We start from the raw sequence: 16,033 nt of genomic DNA, 5'->3' as shown, positions 1-16,033 counted from the left end.
CGAGTGAGAGAAGCGACCCACGACGTGGTCAGGCACAAATGTGACCTGGGGCATCATCGGGTGCGACCGCGACTCTAGCCGAACAAGTTTGGCATTTGGCCGTTACCCGAATTTTCGATTGCCCGGACCGAAAGTTCTAGTTATTGCAGGTATGCCATGTGCGGCATAGGTTTTCCCAGTTCCGGCCGCTGGACCACCCTGAGCCGAACCAGGGGTATGTTGTCCGGCAACGAGTGTTACCGGTCGCGGGGCCCGGGTAATTGAGAGGGGCAGTATTTTGCGCATCGGCACAATAACGGTTGGGGCACTGGATGAATGGTCACTGAGCGAAGGTTCGGTGACCTCCTGGCATCCCACGGCGACGGCAGCCGACAAAGCGCGACAGGCGCCCGTGAGTTCTGTCCCCATCAGCTACATGCAGAGCCAACATCTTCGGAATTACCAAGATCGAACGGTTGCGGGACTTAACTTTTCCCGGCAGATCATCGCGAGCTGCGATGTGCCTGGCCAGTGCGATATTTCCGCCATGGACCACGCCCTGAACGCGTACCTGCGACGGCATGACACTTTTCGCAGTTGGTTTGCACGCACCGATGACGGTGAGTTCATCAGGCATACGATCAGCGATCCGGACGACATCGAATTCGCACCGGTGGACCAGGGCCAGATGACGGTCAATGAAATACGTAGTCACGTCACCAACATCCCGAGCCCACTGGAGTGGGGATGCTTCACCTTCGGAATCATCCAGAACGAAACCTTCTTTACGTTCTTCGCGGCCATGGATCACGTGCACGGAGACGCAACGTTGATCGGCACCACGATGATGGAAGCCAACGGAATGTACTCCGCATTGAGTGTCGGCGGCCAGCCACTCGTGCTTCCCGATGCCGGCAGCTTTGACGACTTCTGTGTTCGCGAAAGGGAATTCACGTCGACCTTGACCCTGGACTCGCCCGGCGTACGTGCGTGGGTCGACTTCGCCGAGAACAACAACGGAGGCTTTCCCGAGTTCCCGCTTCCGCTCGGCAGCCCGTCGGAATCGACCCGCAGCACCATGACCTCCTTGTCGCTGATGAGCCCGGAGCAGACGGAGCGATTCGAGTCGGCCTGCGGGACTGCCGGCTCACGCTTCGTCGGGGGTCTGTTCGCCTGCCTCGGCCTGGTGGAACACGAATTCACCGGGGCCCTCACGTATTACGGGCTCACGCCGAGGGATTCGCGTACAGCAAGCGACAACTTCATGACGCAGGGCTGGTTCACCGGCCTGATTCCGATCGTCGTACCGATAGCGGCAACCTCGTTCAACGATGCCGCATACGCGGCGCAGACGGCTTTCGATTCGAGCCTGGACATGTCCAGGGTGCCGTACTACCGGGTGTTGGAATTGGCGCCGTGGCTGAAGTGGCCGCAGCCAAACTTTCCGGTGTCGAACTTCTTCCACGGTGGCGCCGCACCGCTTAACGCCATCCTCGCGGCGGGCGAGCTGGGTCTCGCCGACAACATCGGCATCTACCCCGACGGCCGGTTCTCCTATCAGCTGACCATCTACATCTTCCGGTACGGCGAAGGCACCGTGATGGCGATCATGCATCCTGATAACCCGGTCGCCGAGAAGTCGGCCACCCGCTACATGGAGGCGATGGCGTCGGTGTGCGCACGGGTCGCTGACAGCGGGCACTGGGGACGCGTCGCGTAGCTTGGGCACTGTCGGAGTGAGGATGAGGGCTATATGCAACGGCTGACCGATCTCGTGGTTCGGTGGCCATGGGCGGTAATAGGCATCTGGGTCGCGCTCGCAATCGCGTTGCCGCTGTCATTGCCGTCCCTGAACCAGATGGCGGAAAAGCATCCGCTCGCCATCTTGCCCAGCGATGCACCGTCAAGTGTCGCCGCCAAGAAGATGACCGAGGCGTTCCACGAGTCGAGCAACGACGACCTGCTCCTGGTCGTTTTCATCAACGAAAACGGGCTGGGACGCACCGACGCAGACGCCTACCGCGCGGTGGTCGAGGCGGTGCGGCATGACCTGACAAACGTCGTGTCGGTGCAGGACTTCATCAGCACACCCGAATTGCGGAAATTCCTGACCAGCGAGGACAACAAAACCTGGGTGCTACCTGTGGGCCTCGCGGGAGAGTTGGGGACGCCCAAGGCCTTTGAGTCCTACAACAAGGTCTCCGGCATCATCCAGCAGAGCATCGCCAACAGTCCCGCGACCGTGCACATCACCGGTCCCGCGGCCACCGTCGCCGACCTCACCGTCGCAGGCCAACGGGATCGCCTGCCCATCGAACTCGCCATCGCCATCCTGGTACTCGCCGTGCTGTTGCTGGTTTACCGCAGCGCGCTCACGATGATGCTTCCCTTGGTGACCATTGGGTCGTCGCTGGTGATCGCACAGGCCGTCGTAGCCGGGTACTCCGAGCTGACCGGTGCGGGCGTCTCGAATCAGTCCATCGTGTTCTTGAGCGCGATACTGGCCGGCGCCGGAACGGATTACGCGGTCTTTCTGATCAGCCGATATCACGATTACCTACGGGCAGGTAAGACGTATCACCAGGCCGTCAAGGCCGCCATGATGTCGATCGGCAAGGTGATCACCGCATCCGCGACGACGGTGGGCATCACCTTCCTGCTCCTGAGCTTCGCCAAAATGGGCGTGTTCCAAACGGTCGGCGTGTCCTCTGCGATCGGGATCGGCGTCGCATACCTCTCCGGAATGACGCTGCTACCCGCCATCCTGGTGCTCGCCGGGCCACGTGGCTGGGTCAAGCCGCGGCGCGAACTGACCGCCGGATTCTGGCGCCGTTCCGGCATACGCATCGTCCGCAGACCGATCGCACACCTGGCTGCCAGTCTTCTCGTGTTGGCACTGCTAGCAAGCGGCGCGCTCTTCGCGCACTACAACTACGACGACCGCAAGGCCGTGTCACCGTCGGCGCCGAGCTCGGTCGGATACACCGCCCTGGAACGCCACTTCCCCCTCAGCCAATCCATCCCCGAGTACATCCTCATCCAGTCACCGCGTGACCTGCGTACCCCACAGGCCCTCGCCGACCTGGAACAGATGGCTTCTCGCGTCGCCCAGCTGCCGAACGTCGGCCTGGTCAGCGGGGTCACCCGCCCCCTCGGTGAGGTGCCGCCGGAGTTCCGGGCCACCTACCAGGCGGGCCTCGTCGGTGACCGGCTGGCCGACGGCTCCAACCAGATCAACCAGCGCAGCAGCGACCTCAATCGACTCACCTCGGGCGCCAACACCCTCGCCGGCAGCCTCGCCGATCTACGCACCCAGCTCAACAAGATCGTCCCCGGCCTGCAAAGTCTGCTCGACGCGTCGGCCTCGCTGAAGACCAAATCCGGCGGCGACGAGCTGGTGCAGAACGTGGACAACGCCGCCAAACTCGTCGATGAGATCAACGCGCTGGCCAACGATATGGGGTGGAATTTCTCCAGCGCCAAGAACATGTTCGGCTGGATAAACCCGGTGCTGACGGCACTGCAAGGCAATCCGATCTGCGATGCCGACGACTCGTGCAGCAATACCCGCGGGCAATTCGAGCGGCTCGTCGGCGAGCGCAACAGCGGCCATCTCGACGAAATCGAACGGCTCGCTCGTCAGCTCGGGAACTCCCAGGGCAACAAGGCAACCCTGTCCACGACGGTAACCAAGCTGAACGCCTCGCTCCTGAGCGTCGTCAACGGTCTCCAGGCCATGGGCCTGGACAAGCCCGGCGGCCCGCAGTCCGGACTCAACCAATTGCGCCAAGGCGCCGACCGCCTGGCGGGTGGCAGCCGACAGATCGCTGGCGGCGTGGATCAACTCGTCGGGCAAATCAAGGTGATTGTCAACGGCCTTAACCAGGCATCGAGCTTCCTGCTGACGATGAAAACCAACGCCGCGGATCCAGCGCAGGCGGGATTCAACATCCCCGCCGAAGTACTGAACAACCCGGACTTCCAACGGGCCGCGCGGGCGTTCATCTCTCCGGACGGGCACTCCGTGCGGTACCTGGTGCAGACCAAGCTCAACCCATTCAGCCCCGAGGCAATGGACCAGGTCAACCAGATCAGTGACGTCGCCAAGGGCGCCCAGCCGAACACCACACTCGCCGACGCGACCATCTCGATGGGCGGGTTCCCCACCGCGTTGCGCGATACCCGCGACTACTACCAGCAAGACATCCGATTCATCATCGCGGCGACCCTGATCGTCGTGCTGCTGACGTTGATGGTGCTGCTGCGGTCGCTCGTCGCCCCGCTCTATCTCGTTGGTTCGGTAGTGGTTTCATATTTCGCTGCCATCGGCATCGGGGTGCTGACCTTCCAGGTCATCCTCGGCCAGAATTTGCACTGGACGGTGCCGCCGCTGGCCTTCGTCGTGCTGGTCGCGGTGGGAGCCGACTACAACATGCTCTTTGTGTCGCGAATGCGCGACGAGTCGGCCAGCAGTGTGCGCTACGGGATCATCCGCGCCCTGAGCTCCACCGGTGGCGTCATCACCGCGGCCGGGCTGATCTTTGCCGCATCGGTGGGCGGCATGCTCTTCTCCAGCATCGGAATCGTGGTCCAGGGCGGCTTCGTCATCGGCGTGGGAATTTTGTTGGATACCTTCGTCGTAAGGACCATCACCGTGCCGGCCATTGCGGCGCTGGTGGGCAAGGCGAACTGGTGGCCGTCGCAGGTGCGGCGCTCGCCGGCGAAGTCAACGCAGGGCGCGCGCACGTGACGATGTATGTGAGACTAAAAAATGAAGCCGATCGGTCAGGAGCGCGGATGAAAGACCTCCTCGCAGTAGCAGCCCTGCTGGTAACCGCCAGCGTCACAGGATGTTTCGGCATTCCCAGTGCTGTCGCCGACGACCCGGTGGCCCCTCGGCCGCCCATCCCCGGGATATCTGCCGACGGGAAACCGATGGCCGCACCGGTATCACCGGACCGCACCGCGTACGCCCTGGGCGGCGCTCACGTGCTCGGCATCCCCTATGACGAGTACATCCGAATGACCGGCAAGGACTGGTTCCCGGGCATGAAACGGGAGAACGTCTGGTACCCCGCGGGGCAGGTCCAGGGCCACACCCTGGAACGCCTGTTCCCCGGCATCGGTCCGGTGGGGGAGAAAATCCTGCCAGGCCTGGGGCTTGACGGTCCCAGCATCGGTGAGTCGATCGACATCGGAGAACCGAACCTGGAAAACAGGCTTCGCGAGGGCGGCCCCGGTACGGCCATGGGTTTGTCCGAGGGAGCACTCGTGCTCAACGCCGTCAAATCGGCATTGGCGAACGATCCGACCGCGCCGTCGCCCGACAAAGTTACCTTCGCGACATTCGGCGACCCGGTGGCGCGGCATCCCTTCGGTGAGAGTTTCCTGACCCAGAACTTCGCCCCCGGCTCGGTCGTCCCGTTCATGGACTACACCGTTCCGGCGCCGGTGGAGAGTCAGTACCACACCGACCAGTTCATCTCCGCCTATGACAGCATCGCCGACTGGCCGGATCGGCCGGACAACCTGTTTGCGGTCGCCAATGCCATCGCGGGTCTGGCCACCGGCCACACGGCGATTGCCTTCACCAACCCGAAAATGGTTCCGGCGCAAAACATTAGGACGGAGTTCAACTCGCGGGGAGGATCGACGACGACGTACTTCATCCCCGAACAACACCTTCCGCTGGTGATGGGCTTCAAGTATCTGGGAGTGCCCGAGGAAACGCTGAATAGGCTCGACGCGATCCTGCAACCCCGGGTGGACGCGGGCTACTCGCGCAACGATGACCCGGCAACCGCACCGATCACAGTGGATCCGACGCGCGGCTTCGACCCCGCGGACGTCACTGCGCCGGCCTCCCAGGCGACGTTCGGCGGCGGCTCCGATCCGATTTCACAGATCACCAGTGGCGCTCTGGCCGTGCTAGGCAACGGCGCGCGCACCGATTCGGGACGCACACCGTGACGTCCCCGCATCAGTCATCGATTCTCTCGATCCTGCACGGGCGCGCCAGCCTGCGCCCAGATGACATCGCCTTCACCTTCACCGACTACGCCGAGGACTCGGCTGGTGTCGTGGAGAACTTGACGTGGGCACAGCTGTCCCGTCGCACCCTGCAGGTGGCGCACGAACTCAGCCTCCATGCGTCGGTCGGCGACAGGGCGGTGATCCTGGCACCGCAGAGCCTCGACTACATCCTGGCCTTCCTGGGATCCATGCAGGCTGGGCTGATCGCGGTGCCACTGCCGATGCCGCACCGCGGCTCGAGCCTCGATCGGGTCAGCGCGGTCTTCGACGACACCTCGCCCTCGCTTGTGCTCACGACGTCCGACGTGACAGCAGACGTCGCCGAGTACCTCGATGGCGCACACCTGCACAACATCGTCCCGAAGCTCGTCGAGATCGATTCGATCGACACCGGAGGTGACGGGCCAAGCATCGAGCTGACGCACGCGCCCGAGATCGCGTATCTGCAGTACAGCTCGGGCTCGACCCGAATTCCGACCGGCGTCACGCTCTCTCATCGGAACCTTCAGGTCAATTTCGAGCAGTTGATGAGCAGCCTCTTTACCCGCTCCGGCGTCCCCATGCCCACTGAACGCACGATCGTGTCGTGGTTGCCCTTCTACCACGACATGGGTTTAGTGCTGGGCGTCTGCGCCCCGATCCTGGGCGGCTATCGCGCCGACCTGACCAGCCCCGTGTCGTTCCTGGAAAGGCCGGCCAGGTGGATTCGGGCACTGGCCCAGAGTCCGCACACCTTCTCGGCGGCGCCCAACTTCGCCTTTGACCTCGCCGCTCGTAAAACCGCTGACAGCGACCTGGCAGGACTCGACCTCGGTGGCGTACTGGGCATCATCAACGGTGCCGAACGCGTCGAGCACGCCACCTTAGAACGCTTCGCAGATCGGTTTGCGCACTTCAACTTTCGAGACCACATGCTGCGTCCCTCGTATGGGATGGCGGAGGCCACCGTCTTTGTGACGAGCGGCCACTGGAATGCGTCGGCGGAGGCCGCTCGCTTCAACACCGACGAATTGGCCGTGGGCCGTGCACGACGACACACGGGCAGGGGCGGCTCGGCGCTGGTCAGCTACACGCTGCCGCAGTCACCGCTGCTGCGCATTGTCGACGCCGACACCCATCAGGAGTGCGCACCGGATGTGATCGGCGAGATCTGGGTGCGCGGTGAGAACGTTGCGGCCGGGTACTGGGGCAGACCGCCGGATGAGCAGCGGTGCTTCGGGGCGACACTGCCCGAACCGTCGCCCGGCACGCCGGCCGACTCCTGGCTGAGAACCGGCGATCTGGGGTTCGTCTCCGAGGGACAGCTGTTCATCGTCGGGCGTATCAAGGATCTGCTGATCATCCGCGGGCGCAACCACTATCCCGAGGACATTGAGGCGACGGTCCAAGAGATCAGCCATGGCCGGGTCGCGGCGATATCGATCCAGCAGGAAAGCACCGAGAAGTTGGTCACCGTCATCGAGGTCAAGAAGCCGCGTGACGCTGACGAACACTGGCTGAGCGGGATCAAGAGCAACGTCACCGCCGCGATATCCACCGTGCACGGCCTGAATGTCGAGGATCTTGTCCTCGTGTCGCCAGGATCGATTCCCATCACGACGAGCGGCAAGATTCGCCGCGCCGCGTGTGTCGAGCAGTACTGGCAGGACCAGTTCGCCCGGATGGACGCCTAAGCCGCGCTGCCATCCATCAGATGTTCACAGCCCCGACGGTCAGCAGCACGCAGCCGACCACTGCCAGCACTAGCGCAACGTTGCGGCGGCGATGCGATTGCACCCAGTTGTGCAGTGCATCCATCAATTCCCGTGTCCGCTCCGGCGCCAGCACGTAGGCGATCAGCGGAATCTCGACGAGTGCACACGCCACGGCATTGAACGTCAGGAGTGCGCCAACCTGTGTCGTCCGCGATGCACCCGAGGCGAGAATGAGCGCCAACGCCGCCAGGTAGTCGACCGAGGGCAGCGCGATCCCCATTCCCGCGACACCGGCGAACCACAAGGAACGTCCCGTCGCGAGCGCACGAATGCGTTCGGGAATCCCGTCCGGCGACCCGGCCGGTAGGGGAATCCGGATGTTCGTCACCAGCACGACGGCGATCACCAGCGCCACCGCGCCGAGCGCGATCTGTACCCGCGGCAAAGTGAAATGCGCGGTACCCATGACCTTTTCGCGAAGCACAAACAGCACCACCAGGCCCACTGCGGTCCCCATGAGGAATCCCCCAGACAGGAACGCGAACAGCTGCAGCATGGGGCGCGGCCTGTTGAGCATCAACACCGTCATGCCCAGCCGGAACGGCTCGAAGCTCACTGCCACCGCCATCACCAGCAGGGGGATCCACATAGATGTCAGGGCCGCGACCAATCCGTGGGTAGGTCAAGGACCGCCTTCAGCGCCGACTCGACACAGGTGCCCAGGGAGCGCTTGGCATCCGGGCCGAGCCATCGCTGAAATCCGTACTCGGCGGCGGCGAGGAGCATGTGCACGATCAGCCCGGGCCGTTGGTCGCCGGATACCTCGAGCCCCATCCGCTGCGCGGCGATGGCGGTCAATTGCTCACGATCCTGCACCGAAATGAGCGACACCCGAGTCATCAATTCCGGGGCGGTCAAGATCGCCGCGCGCCAGCGACGCAATTCGTCATCGTCAACTTCGGCACTGCGCTCGGCGATGGCCGCCGACAAGGCGAGGGGGACCGCTTCGTCCGGAGATCGCTGCGAGAACCTCTCGGTGATGGCGTCACCGCTGATGAGCAACGGACCGAGCAGCAGATCTTCCTTGGCATTCACGTGACGGAAATAGGTGCTCGCCGATACCCCGGCCGCGGCGGCGATCTCCTCGGTGGTCACCGCGTAGAACCCGCGTTCGATGAAAAGCGCGATGGCGGCGTTGTAAATGTCGCTGCGCACCCTCAGCCGCTGACGCGATCGCAGCGAGCCAGTCATGTCTTCGACCTTGACACAGTGCGGCCCGTCTGGCAATTTGACAGTTACTGTCATATTGCTTCTAACTCTCAGGAGTGGGTGTGGACGAAACCTTCGACGTCGTGGTGGTGGGCTCGGGTGCCGCAGGGATGGCTACCGCGATCACCGCCAAGCGGCTCGGGCTGTCGGTCGTCATCGCGGAGAAGGCAGACCAGTGGGGTGGGTCCACCGCGCGATCGGGCGGCGGCGTCTGGATCCCCGGAAACCACTTTCTACCGAAGACGTCTCCCGAGGAAATCGAGGACGCCCGCACCTATCTGCACCACATCATCGGCCCGTTCGCCGCCGCGGATCGCATCGACGCCTACATCGACCGCGGCCCCGAGGCGCTCAGGTTCCTCGCCGACAACTCCGCACTCAATCTGGAATGGGTGCGCGGGTACTCCGACTACTTCCCCGAGGCCCCCGGCGGCCGACCCGGCGGAAGATCCTGTGAACCCAAGCCATTCGACGCGCGACGACTCGGATCCGACGTCGACACCATGGCGCCGTTCTACACCAAGGCGCCCATGAACGTCGTCGTCAAACAATCCGACTACCGGTGGCTCAGCACCGGCCTGCGGCACTGGCGCGGCCCGTGGCGCATGTTCCAAGTGGGCGCCCGCACCGCGGTGGCCAAACTACGGCGCCAGCACCTCGTCGGTGTCGGAAGCGCCTTGGTGGCATCACTTTTCGTTGGCGTCAAGGAGGCTGGTATCCCCGTGCGGCTGGGCACCGCACTGCGTGAGCTCGTGCTGGCCGATGGTCGCGTCACCGGGATCCTCACCGATCAGGGGACCATCACCGCCCGTCTCGGCGTCATGATCGCCTGCGGCGGTTTTGACCACAATACGCAGATGCGCGCCAAATACCACCGCGAACCCGCAGGCGCGCAGTGGTCGATCGGCGCCACCTCCAATACCGGAGACGGCATCGTTGCCGCCGAGACAGCCGGTGCCGCACTATCTCTCATGGATGATGCCTGGTGGGCGCCGTCCATCCCGCTACCCAAGGGGCCCTGGTTCGCGCTCGCCGAGCGCTCCCTGCCCCGCAGCATGCTCATCAATAGCCGCGGGCAGCGCTTCATGAACGAGTCACTGCCCTACGTCGAAGCGACCCATCAGATGTTCGGCGGCCAGTTCGGCTCCGGAACCGGCCCCGCCGAGAACCTGCCTGCCTGGCTGATCTTCGACCAGACGTATCGCAACCGATACACCTTCGCCGGTGTCACCGGGCGCGCTCCCCTGCCCAAGTCCTGGCTCAAGAGCGGCGCAATCACTAAGGCGGACAGCATCACCGAGCTCGCACAGGCCATAGGCATACCGGTGGATGCACTCGAATCCACGGTCACCCGGTTCAACGAGTTCGCGCGCACCGGATGCGACGAGGACTTCCACCGTGGCGAATCGGCATATGACCACTACTACGGGGACATCACCAATAAACCCAATCCCAGTCTGGGCGAATTGAATCGGGGTCCGTACTACGCCGCCCGCATCGTCCCCGGCGATCTAGGCACCAAGGGCGGTATCGACACCGACGCCAACGGGCGCGCACTACGCCCCGACGGTTCCGTCATCCCCGGCCTGTACGCGGCGGGAAATGCAAGCGCCGCACTGATGGGCCACACCTACGCCGGACCGGGCGCCACCATCGGACCGGCCTTGGTCTTCGGCTACCTGGCCGCGCTGGACCTCACGGCTGCAGCCGCTGCACCCGCGCGCCGCTGACGACGACGCGGTTGTGGATCCGGTTTTCGCGCCCCTGCCAGAATTCGACGGTCTCGGGCGCGATGACGTAACCGCCCCACTGCGGCGGCACCGGTACCTCGTCTAGATCGGCGAACCGCTGGGTGACGTCATCGAGCTGCGCCACCAGCGCCTCGCGCGACTCGATGGGTGCGGACTGCTGCGAGGCCCACGCCCCCAGCTGCGATCCGCGGGGCCGGTTGGTCCAATAGTCGGCGGTCTGCGCCGGATCGACCTTGGTCACCTGGCCGCGCACGTGGACCTGCCGCCCCAGCGCGTACCAGGGGAACGTGACGCTCGCATAGGGGGTTTGTGCGAGCTGGCGCCCCTTGGCGGAATCGTAGTTTGAGAAGAACGTCACACCGGCGGCGTCGAAACCCTTGCACAGCACCGTGCGCGTCACCGGCCGCCCGTCCTCGACCGTGGCAAGCACCATCGCGTTCGGTTCCGGTATGCCCGAGGACACCGCAAGGTCAAACCATGTGTGCAGCAAGGGAAGCCAGCCATCGTCGAGCCAATCGACATCCAGATCGCCACTGCCGTCCTTCTCGCCGGGACGGTAGTTCGAACGCAGCCATTCGGTCACGAAAATCACGCTACAGGCGGGCGATTAAGAACGGGCTATAGGACATCTCAGTGACTAAGAACCGCCCTTAATTGCGGGTGCGAGAATCGGCGTTACCGAGTTGTTACCCACAGGTAGGGAGTCGAGAATCATGACGGTTGCAGCGCCGCTACCAGCGGATTTCGCACCTGGACTGGAGGGCGTGACTGCCTTCGCCACCGAGATCGCCGAGCCGGACAAGGACGGCGGGGCCCTGCGCTATCGCGGGGTCGATATCGAGGATCTCGTCGATGCGCGCATCACCTTCGGCGATGTGTGGGCGCTACTGGTCGACGGAAAGTTCGGGCAGGGACTACCGCCCGCGGAGCCCTTCCCCGTCCCGGTACACACCGGCGACGTCCGGGTTGACGTTCAGGCCGGGCTCGCGATGCTCGCCCCCATCTGGGGCTTCGAGCCGCTGTTGGACACCGACGAGGTGACCGCGCGCAATCAGCTGGCCCGCGCATCGGTGATGGCGCTGTCTTATGTCGCGCAGTCGGCACGCGGCCTGAACCAGCCCGCCGTACCGCAGCAGATTGTCGACGAATGTTCCACCGTGACAGAACGTTTCATGACCCGCTGGCAGGGCGACCCCGACCCGAAGCATGTCGAGGCGATCGACGCGTACTGGGTGTCGGCCGCCGAGCACGGGATGAACGCCTCGACGTTCACCGCCCGAGTCATCGCCTCCACCGGCGCCGACGTGGCCGCCGCGCTCTCGGGTGCGGTCGGCGCGATGAGCGGGCCACTGCACGGCGGTGCCCCCGCGCGCGTACTGCCGATGATCGAGCAGGCCGAGAAGACCGGCGATGCCCGTGGCGTCATCAAGGGCATCCTGGATCGCCGCGAGAAGCTCATGGGCTTCGGACACCGCGTGTACCGCGCCGAGGATCCGCGTGCGCGGGTGCTGCGCAGCACTGCCAAGCGCCTCGGCGCCGCGCGCTACGAGGTGGCCGCCGCCCTCGAGCAGGCCGCCCTCACCGAGCTGCGGGAACGTCGTCCGGATCGCGTCATCGAGACCAATGTCGAGTTCTGGGCAGCGGTGATCCTCGACTTCGCACAGGTGCCGCTGCGCATGATGCCCGCGATGTTCACCTGCGCCCGCACCGCGGGCTGGAGCGCGCACATCTTGGAGCAGAAGCGTCTCGACAAGCTGGTGCGCCCGGCCGCGCTGTATGTCGGTCCCGGACCCCGGTCCATCGAATCCGTCGACGGGTTTGGACTCCTGCACGCGCGCGTGGGTGCTTAACCGCCACGGCGTGTTGGCCCTCGCGGGAACCCCCTGGTTCGCCGTGATGATGATGCGAGAGGCCTACTTTTCCTGACATCTGGCGCCTGTCGGTGGGCCGTGGTTGGGTGGGTCCCATGACCTCATCCGACTCTGCTCCTGAAGCCCTACCACCCGTGGAACCCTCAGTGTCGCCATACATCATCGTCGAGGACTCGCGCGCGGCGATCGAGTTCTACAAGAACGCTTTTGGCGCCGAGGAGCTTGGCATTCTCGAGACTCCTGACGGCAAGGTGATGCACGCCGCCGTCAAGATCAACGGCACGACGATCATGATGAACGACGACTTCCCCGAGTACAACGACGGCAAGTCCAGCACCCCTGCGGCGCTTGGCGGCACCCCGGTCACGATCCACCTCACGGTGCCCAATGTCGACGACTGGTTCCAGCGCGCCGTCGATGCCGGAGCGGCCGTCGAGATGCCACTGGAAGACCAGTTCTGGGGCGACCGGTTCGGCGTCATCAAGGACCCGTTCGGTCACCTGTGGTCAATGGGTCAGCCGGTCAAGGTTGTCGACCCTGAGGAGCTCAAGAAGTACGCGGCGGGCGGCGGCGAGTAGCCGCTCTACCGCAGCAGGTCCTCCAGCACCGATCCGCGAATCGCCTTACGCCACAACGGTGGCTCCGGGGCGGTCGCGGCGGCGCGGAGCATCTCCGGCACCGAGACAAACTTGTCACGCGGACGGCCCTCGCCCTTACCGCGCGCGATCTCCGCGCGGTCAATGGCGAGCCAGCCGTCGTGATCGACGATCGTGGGCTGACGCCGCCGGATCAGCTTGGACAATCCCGACAGCCGATCCGCGGGGTCGGCGAGCAGCCCGTGGTTGTAGTCCTCGACCAGCGAGGTGACCGTCTGCTGCGAGCAGGACTTGTTGGTCCCGATGAATCCCGTCGGACCGCGCTTGATCCAGCCCGCCACATAGGTGCCGGGATGCGCCTTGCCGGTGGCCGGATCCATCACGCGCCCTTGCTCATTCGGGATGACGGCACGCTGGTTGTCAAAGGGCACGTCGGGCATCGGAACGCCGCGGTAACCGATCGAGGTGAGGAGAAGACCCGCCTCGATGGTGTCGGTGGCATCGCCATGCTGGAATTCGATGCCCTGGACACGACCGTCGCCCAGCACCTTGGCGGGGGTGCGGTTGTAGGCAAACCGGATGGTCTTGCCGCCCGGTTCGCGCGCCTCGCGCGGTAGCGTGCTCAGCACTTCGAGCTTCTGGCGGGTCAACGGTTCCAGATGCGTCTGCAGCGCCACGTCGACTGCGCTCGCAGCTTCTTCGTCCAACACCACCGTCATGTCGGGCAGACCGACAAGGCCGAGGAGTTCGGGCAGGGTAAACGCCGAGTGCTCCGGCCCACGGCGGCCCACGATGATCACTTCACGCAGCTTGCTGCCGCGCAGCGCCGCCAAGGCGGTATCTGAAATGTCTGTGCGGGCAAGGCGATCGGTATCTCCGGTGAGAACCCGCGCCACGTCGAGAGCCACGTTCCCGTTACCGACAACAACCGCGCGACGGCTCGAAAGGTCCACCCGGAAATCGGTGTAGTCGGGATGCGCGTTGATCCATGCGACCACCTGGGTGGCGGTGGCGTTGCCCGGCAGCTCGATCCCGGGGATGTCCAGCCGACGATCCGACGACGCGCCGACGGAGTAGATCACCGCATGGTGATGCGCCAGTAGTTCCTCGTGGGTGACGTCGGCGCCTTCTTCAAGACTGCCAACCCTCACGTTCAGGAAGAACTCGAAGTTGGGCTGGGCCGCCATCGTGTCGAAGAGCTTCGTCACCCGCTTGGTCTGCTGGTGATCGGGGGCAACCCCGGCACGTACCAAACCGTATGGAGCGGGCAGCCTTTCGAACATGTTGACCTTCACGTTCGGCTGGGTCAGCAGTTCGTCGGCGGCGTACATGGCAGCCGGGCCGGAGCCGATGATGGCCACCTTCAGCGAGCGACCGCTCTCCCGAACCGGCGGCGCCTGCATGACCGGCGCCAAACTGGCACGGGGGATTTCGCGCGGATAAAACTCGGCGTTGATCCGCAGGAACGGCAGCTGCTCTTCCTTGAGGACCGAGTCCGGCTTGATGGCATCCACCGGGCAGGCGGCGACGCACGCACCACAGTCGACGCATGCGGAGGCGTCGATATGCAACATCTCAGCCGTGAGGAAATCTGGCTCATCAGGCGTCGGGTGGATGCAGTTAACCGGGCATGCGTAAACGCAGGAGCCCTCGTTACAGCACGCCTGGGTAACGACGTGGGGCATCAGGCAGGGACTGCGCTGTGTGAATCAGACACTGCAGGCTCAGCAGCCGAGTAGTTCACGAGGGGGCCACGCTGGGGCTCGCTGCGGTAGCGGGCGGCACGACCATCGATGTGCATAAGCCGCCATACGATCTTGGCGATCGGGTTCATCATGCCGACTTCCCGGCACAGCATCCGGACGTCGGAGAAGACCTCGCTCATCGTCTGGCGCGAGGCCGGGCTCTTCCAGAAGATTTCCTTCATCACCTCGCGCGGGATGTCGAATTTCTCGGCGAAGCTGCGCGGCGGGGTCATGATGGCGCCCATCAGCACTCGCATCGTGATCGGGGTGGAGATCGACAGCACGAACCGGTTGAACCAGTGCATGTCCGGTACGCGCTTACGCAGGTACTCATGGGCGAAGGAGATGTGGCGCGCCTCCTCGGCGACGTGGATCTCCATCACGCGGCGCATGATCGGGTGCAGATTGTCGCCCTCGCGCAGCACGTTCTTCTGCGTGTGGTCGATGGGCTCCTCGCCTGCGAGCACGCCCACGAAGAACATTTCCGGGAAGGGGGTGGCGGCCAGCGGAATGAACGGGGAGATCCAACGCAGCAGGCGCGGCATGCCCGGTACATCGACACCGAGGCGGTTCACCATCTCCTGGAACATCAGGGTGTGGTTGCACTCTTCGATGGATTCGTGGTTCAGGTAGCGGAACTCCGGTGAGCCGTTGGGAACACTGAACGCGTACTGAATGAGTCCGCGAATCAGGATGCTCTCGAAGTGCAGGCCGACCTTGGCGACGTTGGCCTGACGCCACATGCCGATCTCGATCTGCTTCTCCAGCGGCTGCGCCTGGTACCAGGGGTGCCGGCCGAAGGGGTCGGTCCGGTGCGGCAGCACCCAGCGTGGGTCGTTGGGGACGACGGCGTACTCGGGAGCGTCCCAATCGATGTCGATGAACGGATCGAAGTTCCGGTTCGTCGATCCGTAAGACAGCGTCTCCAGTACCTGGACGTAACTCGCGTCTCCGCGCACTTCTTTCTTTGCGCGCAGCTTCTCGCGGAGCGACATGGCGTTATCTCCTTTGATGTCCAAAAACTCGGCGACCGACCTGCGAACTTTTACGTTCTGTGGCTACTTGGAAGTCTACAAGCTCTGGGCGAGTGTAGAC

Annotated in this window: 12 protein-coding genes; 7 read left to right on the top strand and 5 right to left on the bottom strand. The window is 64.2% G+C overall.

Going from position 1 to position 16,033, the window contains the following annotated elements; all coding sequences use genetic code 11:
* Window positions 1-277: 277 nt before the first annotated feature.
* Genes FZI91_RS22885 through FZI91_RS22870 form a run of 4 tightly spaced genes read left to right on the top strand, consistent with a single transcriptional unit; the run spans window position 278 to window position 7,685 of the window.
* Window positions 278-1,699, top strand: a complete 1,422-nt coding sequence (locus tag FZI91_RS22885) for a condensation domain-containing protein (protein WP_155941369.1) — start codon at window positions 278-280, stop codon at window positions 1,697-1,699.
* 33 nt (window positions 1,700-1,732) lie between these two features.
* Window positions 1,733-4,729, top strand: coding sequence for an RND family transporter (locus FZI91_RS22880; RefSeq protein ID WP_155941368.1), 2,997 nt, complete (start codon window positions 1,733-1,735; stop codon window positions 4,727-4,729).
* Between the two features lie 47 nt (window positions 4,730-4,776).
* On the top strand, window positions 4,777-5,949 hold the full coding sequence (gene pe, locus FZI91_RS22875) for an acyltransferase PE (RefSeq protein ID WP_155941367.1): 1,173 nt from the start codon (window positions 4,777-4,779) through the stop codon (window positions 5,947-5,949).
* A complete protein-coding gene (locus FZI91_RS22870) occupies window positions 5,946-7,685 on the top strand; it encodes an AMP-binding protein (RefSeq protein WP_162525548.1) in 1,740 nt (579 codons plus the stop codon). Before pe ends, FZI91_RS22870 begins: the two co-directional genes overlap by 4 nt.
* A 16-nt stretch (window positions 7,686-7,701) precedes the next feature.
* Here FZI91_RS22870 and FZI91_RS22865 read toward each other — a convergent pair whose 3' ends face one another.
* Both FZI91_RS22865 and FZI91_RS22860 read right to left on the bottom strand, forming a co-directional pair.
* Window positions 7,702-8,355, bottom strand: coding sequence for a GAP family protein (locus FZI91_RS22865; RefSeq protein WP_155941366.1), 654 nt, complete (start codon window positions 8,353-8,355; stop codon window positions 7,702-7,704).
* A 5-nt stretch (window positions 8,356-8,360) separates the two neighbouring features.
* Window positions 8,361-8,957, bottom strand: coding sequence for a TetR/AcrR family transcriptional regulator (locus tag FZI91_RS22860; RefSeq protein ID WP_155941365.1), 597 nt, complete (start codon window positions 8,955-8,957; stop codon window positions 8,361-8,363).
* A 74-nt stretch (window positions 8,958-9,031) separates the two neighbouring features.
* Here FZI91_RS22860 and kstD point away from each other — a divergent pair, with 74 nt between their 5' ends.
* Window positions 9,032-10,705, top strand: coding sequence for a 3-oxosteroid 1-dehydrogenase (gene kstD / locus FZI91_RS22855; protein ID WP_309224050.1), 1,674 nt, complete (start codon window positions 9,032-9,034; stop codon window positions 10,703-10,705).
* Here the strand turns inward: kstD and pdxH are convergent.
* The gene (pdxH, locus tag FZI91_RS22850) at window positions 10,671-11,318 is read right to left on the bottom strand and encodes a pyridoxamine 5'-phosphate oxidase (RefSeq protein ID WP_162525547.1); all 648 of its coding nucleotides are present in this window, start codon (window positions 11,316-11,318) and stop codon (window positions 10,671-10,673) included. The two genes, kstD and pdxH, sit on opposite strands and share 35 nt — an antisense overlap.
* Before the next feature lie 121 nt (window positions 11,319-11,439).
* Between pdxH and FZI91_RS22845 the strand changes: the two genes are divergently transcribed.
* Window positions 11,440-12,576, top strand: coding sequence for a citrate synthase 2 (locus tag FZI91_RS22845; RefSeq protein ID WP_155941364.1), 1,137 nt, complete (start codon window positions 11,440-11,442; stop codon window positions 12,574-12,576).
* Between the two features lie 155 nt (window positions 12,577-12,731).
* Window positions 12,732-13,175: a VOC family protein gene (locus tag FZI91_RS22840; protein WP_375234338.1), complete on the top strand. Its 444-nt coding sequence runs from the start codon at window positions 12,732-12,734 to the stop codon at window positions 13,173-13,175.
* Between the two features lie 5 nt (window positions 13,176-13,180).
* Here the strand turns inward: FZI91_RS22840 and FZI91_RS22835 are convergent, their stop codons facing one another.
* Both FZI91_RS22835 and FZI91_RS22830 read right to left on the bottom strand, forming a co-directional pair.
* Window positions 13,181-14,878 carry an FAD-dependent oxidoreductase gene (locus tag FZI91_RS22835; RefSeq protein ID WP_155941362.1) on the bottom strand — a complete coding sequence of 566 codons (1,698 nt, stop codon included), beginning with the start codon at window positions 14,876-14,878 and terminating at the stop codon, window positions 13,181-13,183.
* Window positions 14,878-15,933: a diiron oxygenase gene (locus FZI91_RS22830; RefSeq protein WP_155941361.1), complete on the bottom strand. Its 1,056-nt coding sequence runs from the start codon at window positions 15,931-15,933 to the stop codon at window positions 14,878-14,880. The genes FZI91_RS22835 and FZI91_RS22830 overlap by 1 nt, the downstream gene beginning before the upstream one ends.
* Window positions 15,934-16,033 lie beyond the last annotated feature (100 nt).

It is taken from the genome of Mycobacteroides sp. CBMA 271 (assembly GCF_009729205.1).
Classification (GTDB): domain Bacteria; phylum Actinomycetota; class Actinomycetes; order Mycobacteriales; family Mycobacteriaceae; genus Mycobacterium.
Note: the sequence above shows the minus strand (reverse complement) of the source record. Positions and strands in the feature narration are given on the sequence as shown.

Bases quoted from the DNA above. Each gene is read 5' to 3' on its own strand.
- FZI91_RS22830 (WP_155941361.1), bottom strand. From the start codon at position 15,933: ATGTCGCTCCGCGAGAAGCTGCGCGCAAAGAAAGAAGTGCGCGGAGAC.
- FZI91_RS22860 (WP_155941365.1), bottom strand. From the start codon at position 8,957: ATGACTGGCTCGCTGCGATCGCGTCAGCGGCTGAGGGTGCGCAGCGAC.
- FZI91_RS22835 (WP_155941362.1), bottom strand. From the start codon at position 14,878: ATGCCCCACGTCGTTACCCAGGCGTGCTGTAACGAGGGCTCCTGCGTT.
- FZI91_RS22865 (WP_155941366.1), bottom strand. From the start codon at position 8,355: ATGTGGATCCCCCTGCTGGTGATGGCGGTGGCAGTGAGCTTCGAGCCG.
- FZI91_RS22845 (WP_155941364.1), top strand. From the start codon at position 11,440: ATGACGGTTGCAGCGCCGCTACCAGCGGATTTCGCACCTGGACTGGAG.
- FZI91_RS22880 (WP_155941368.1), top strand. From the start codon at position 1,733: ATGCAACGGCTGACCGATCTCGTGGTTCGGTGGCCATGGGCGGTAATA.
- pe (WP_155941367.1), top strand. From the start codon at position 4,777: ATGAAAGACCTCCTCGCAGTAGCAGCCCTGCTGGTAACCGCCAGCGTC.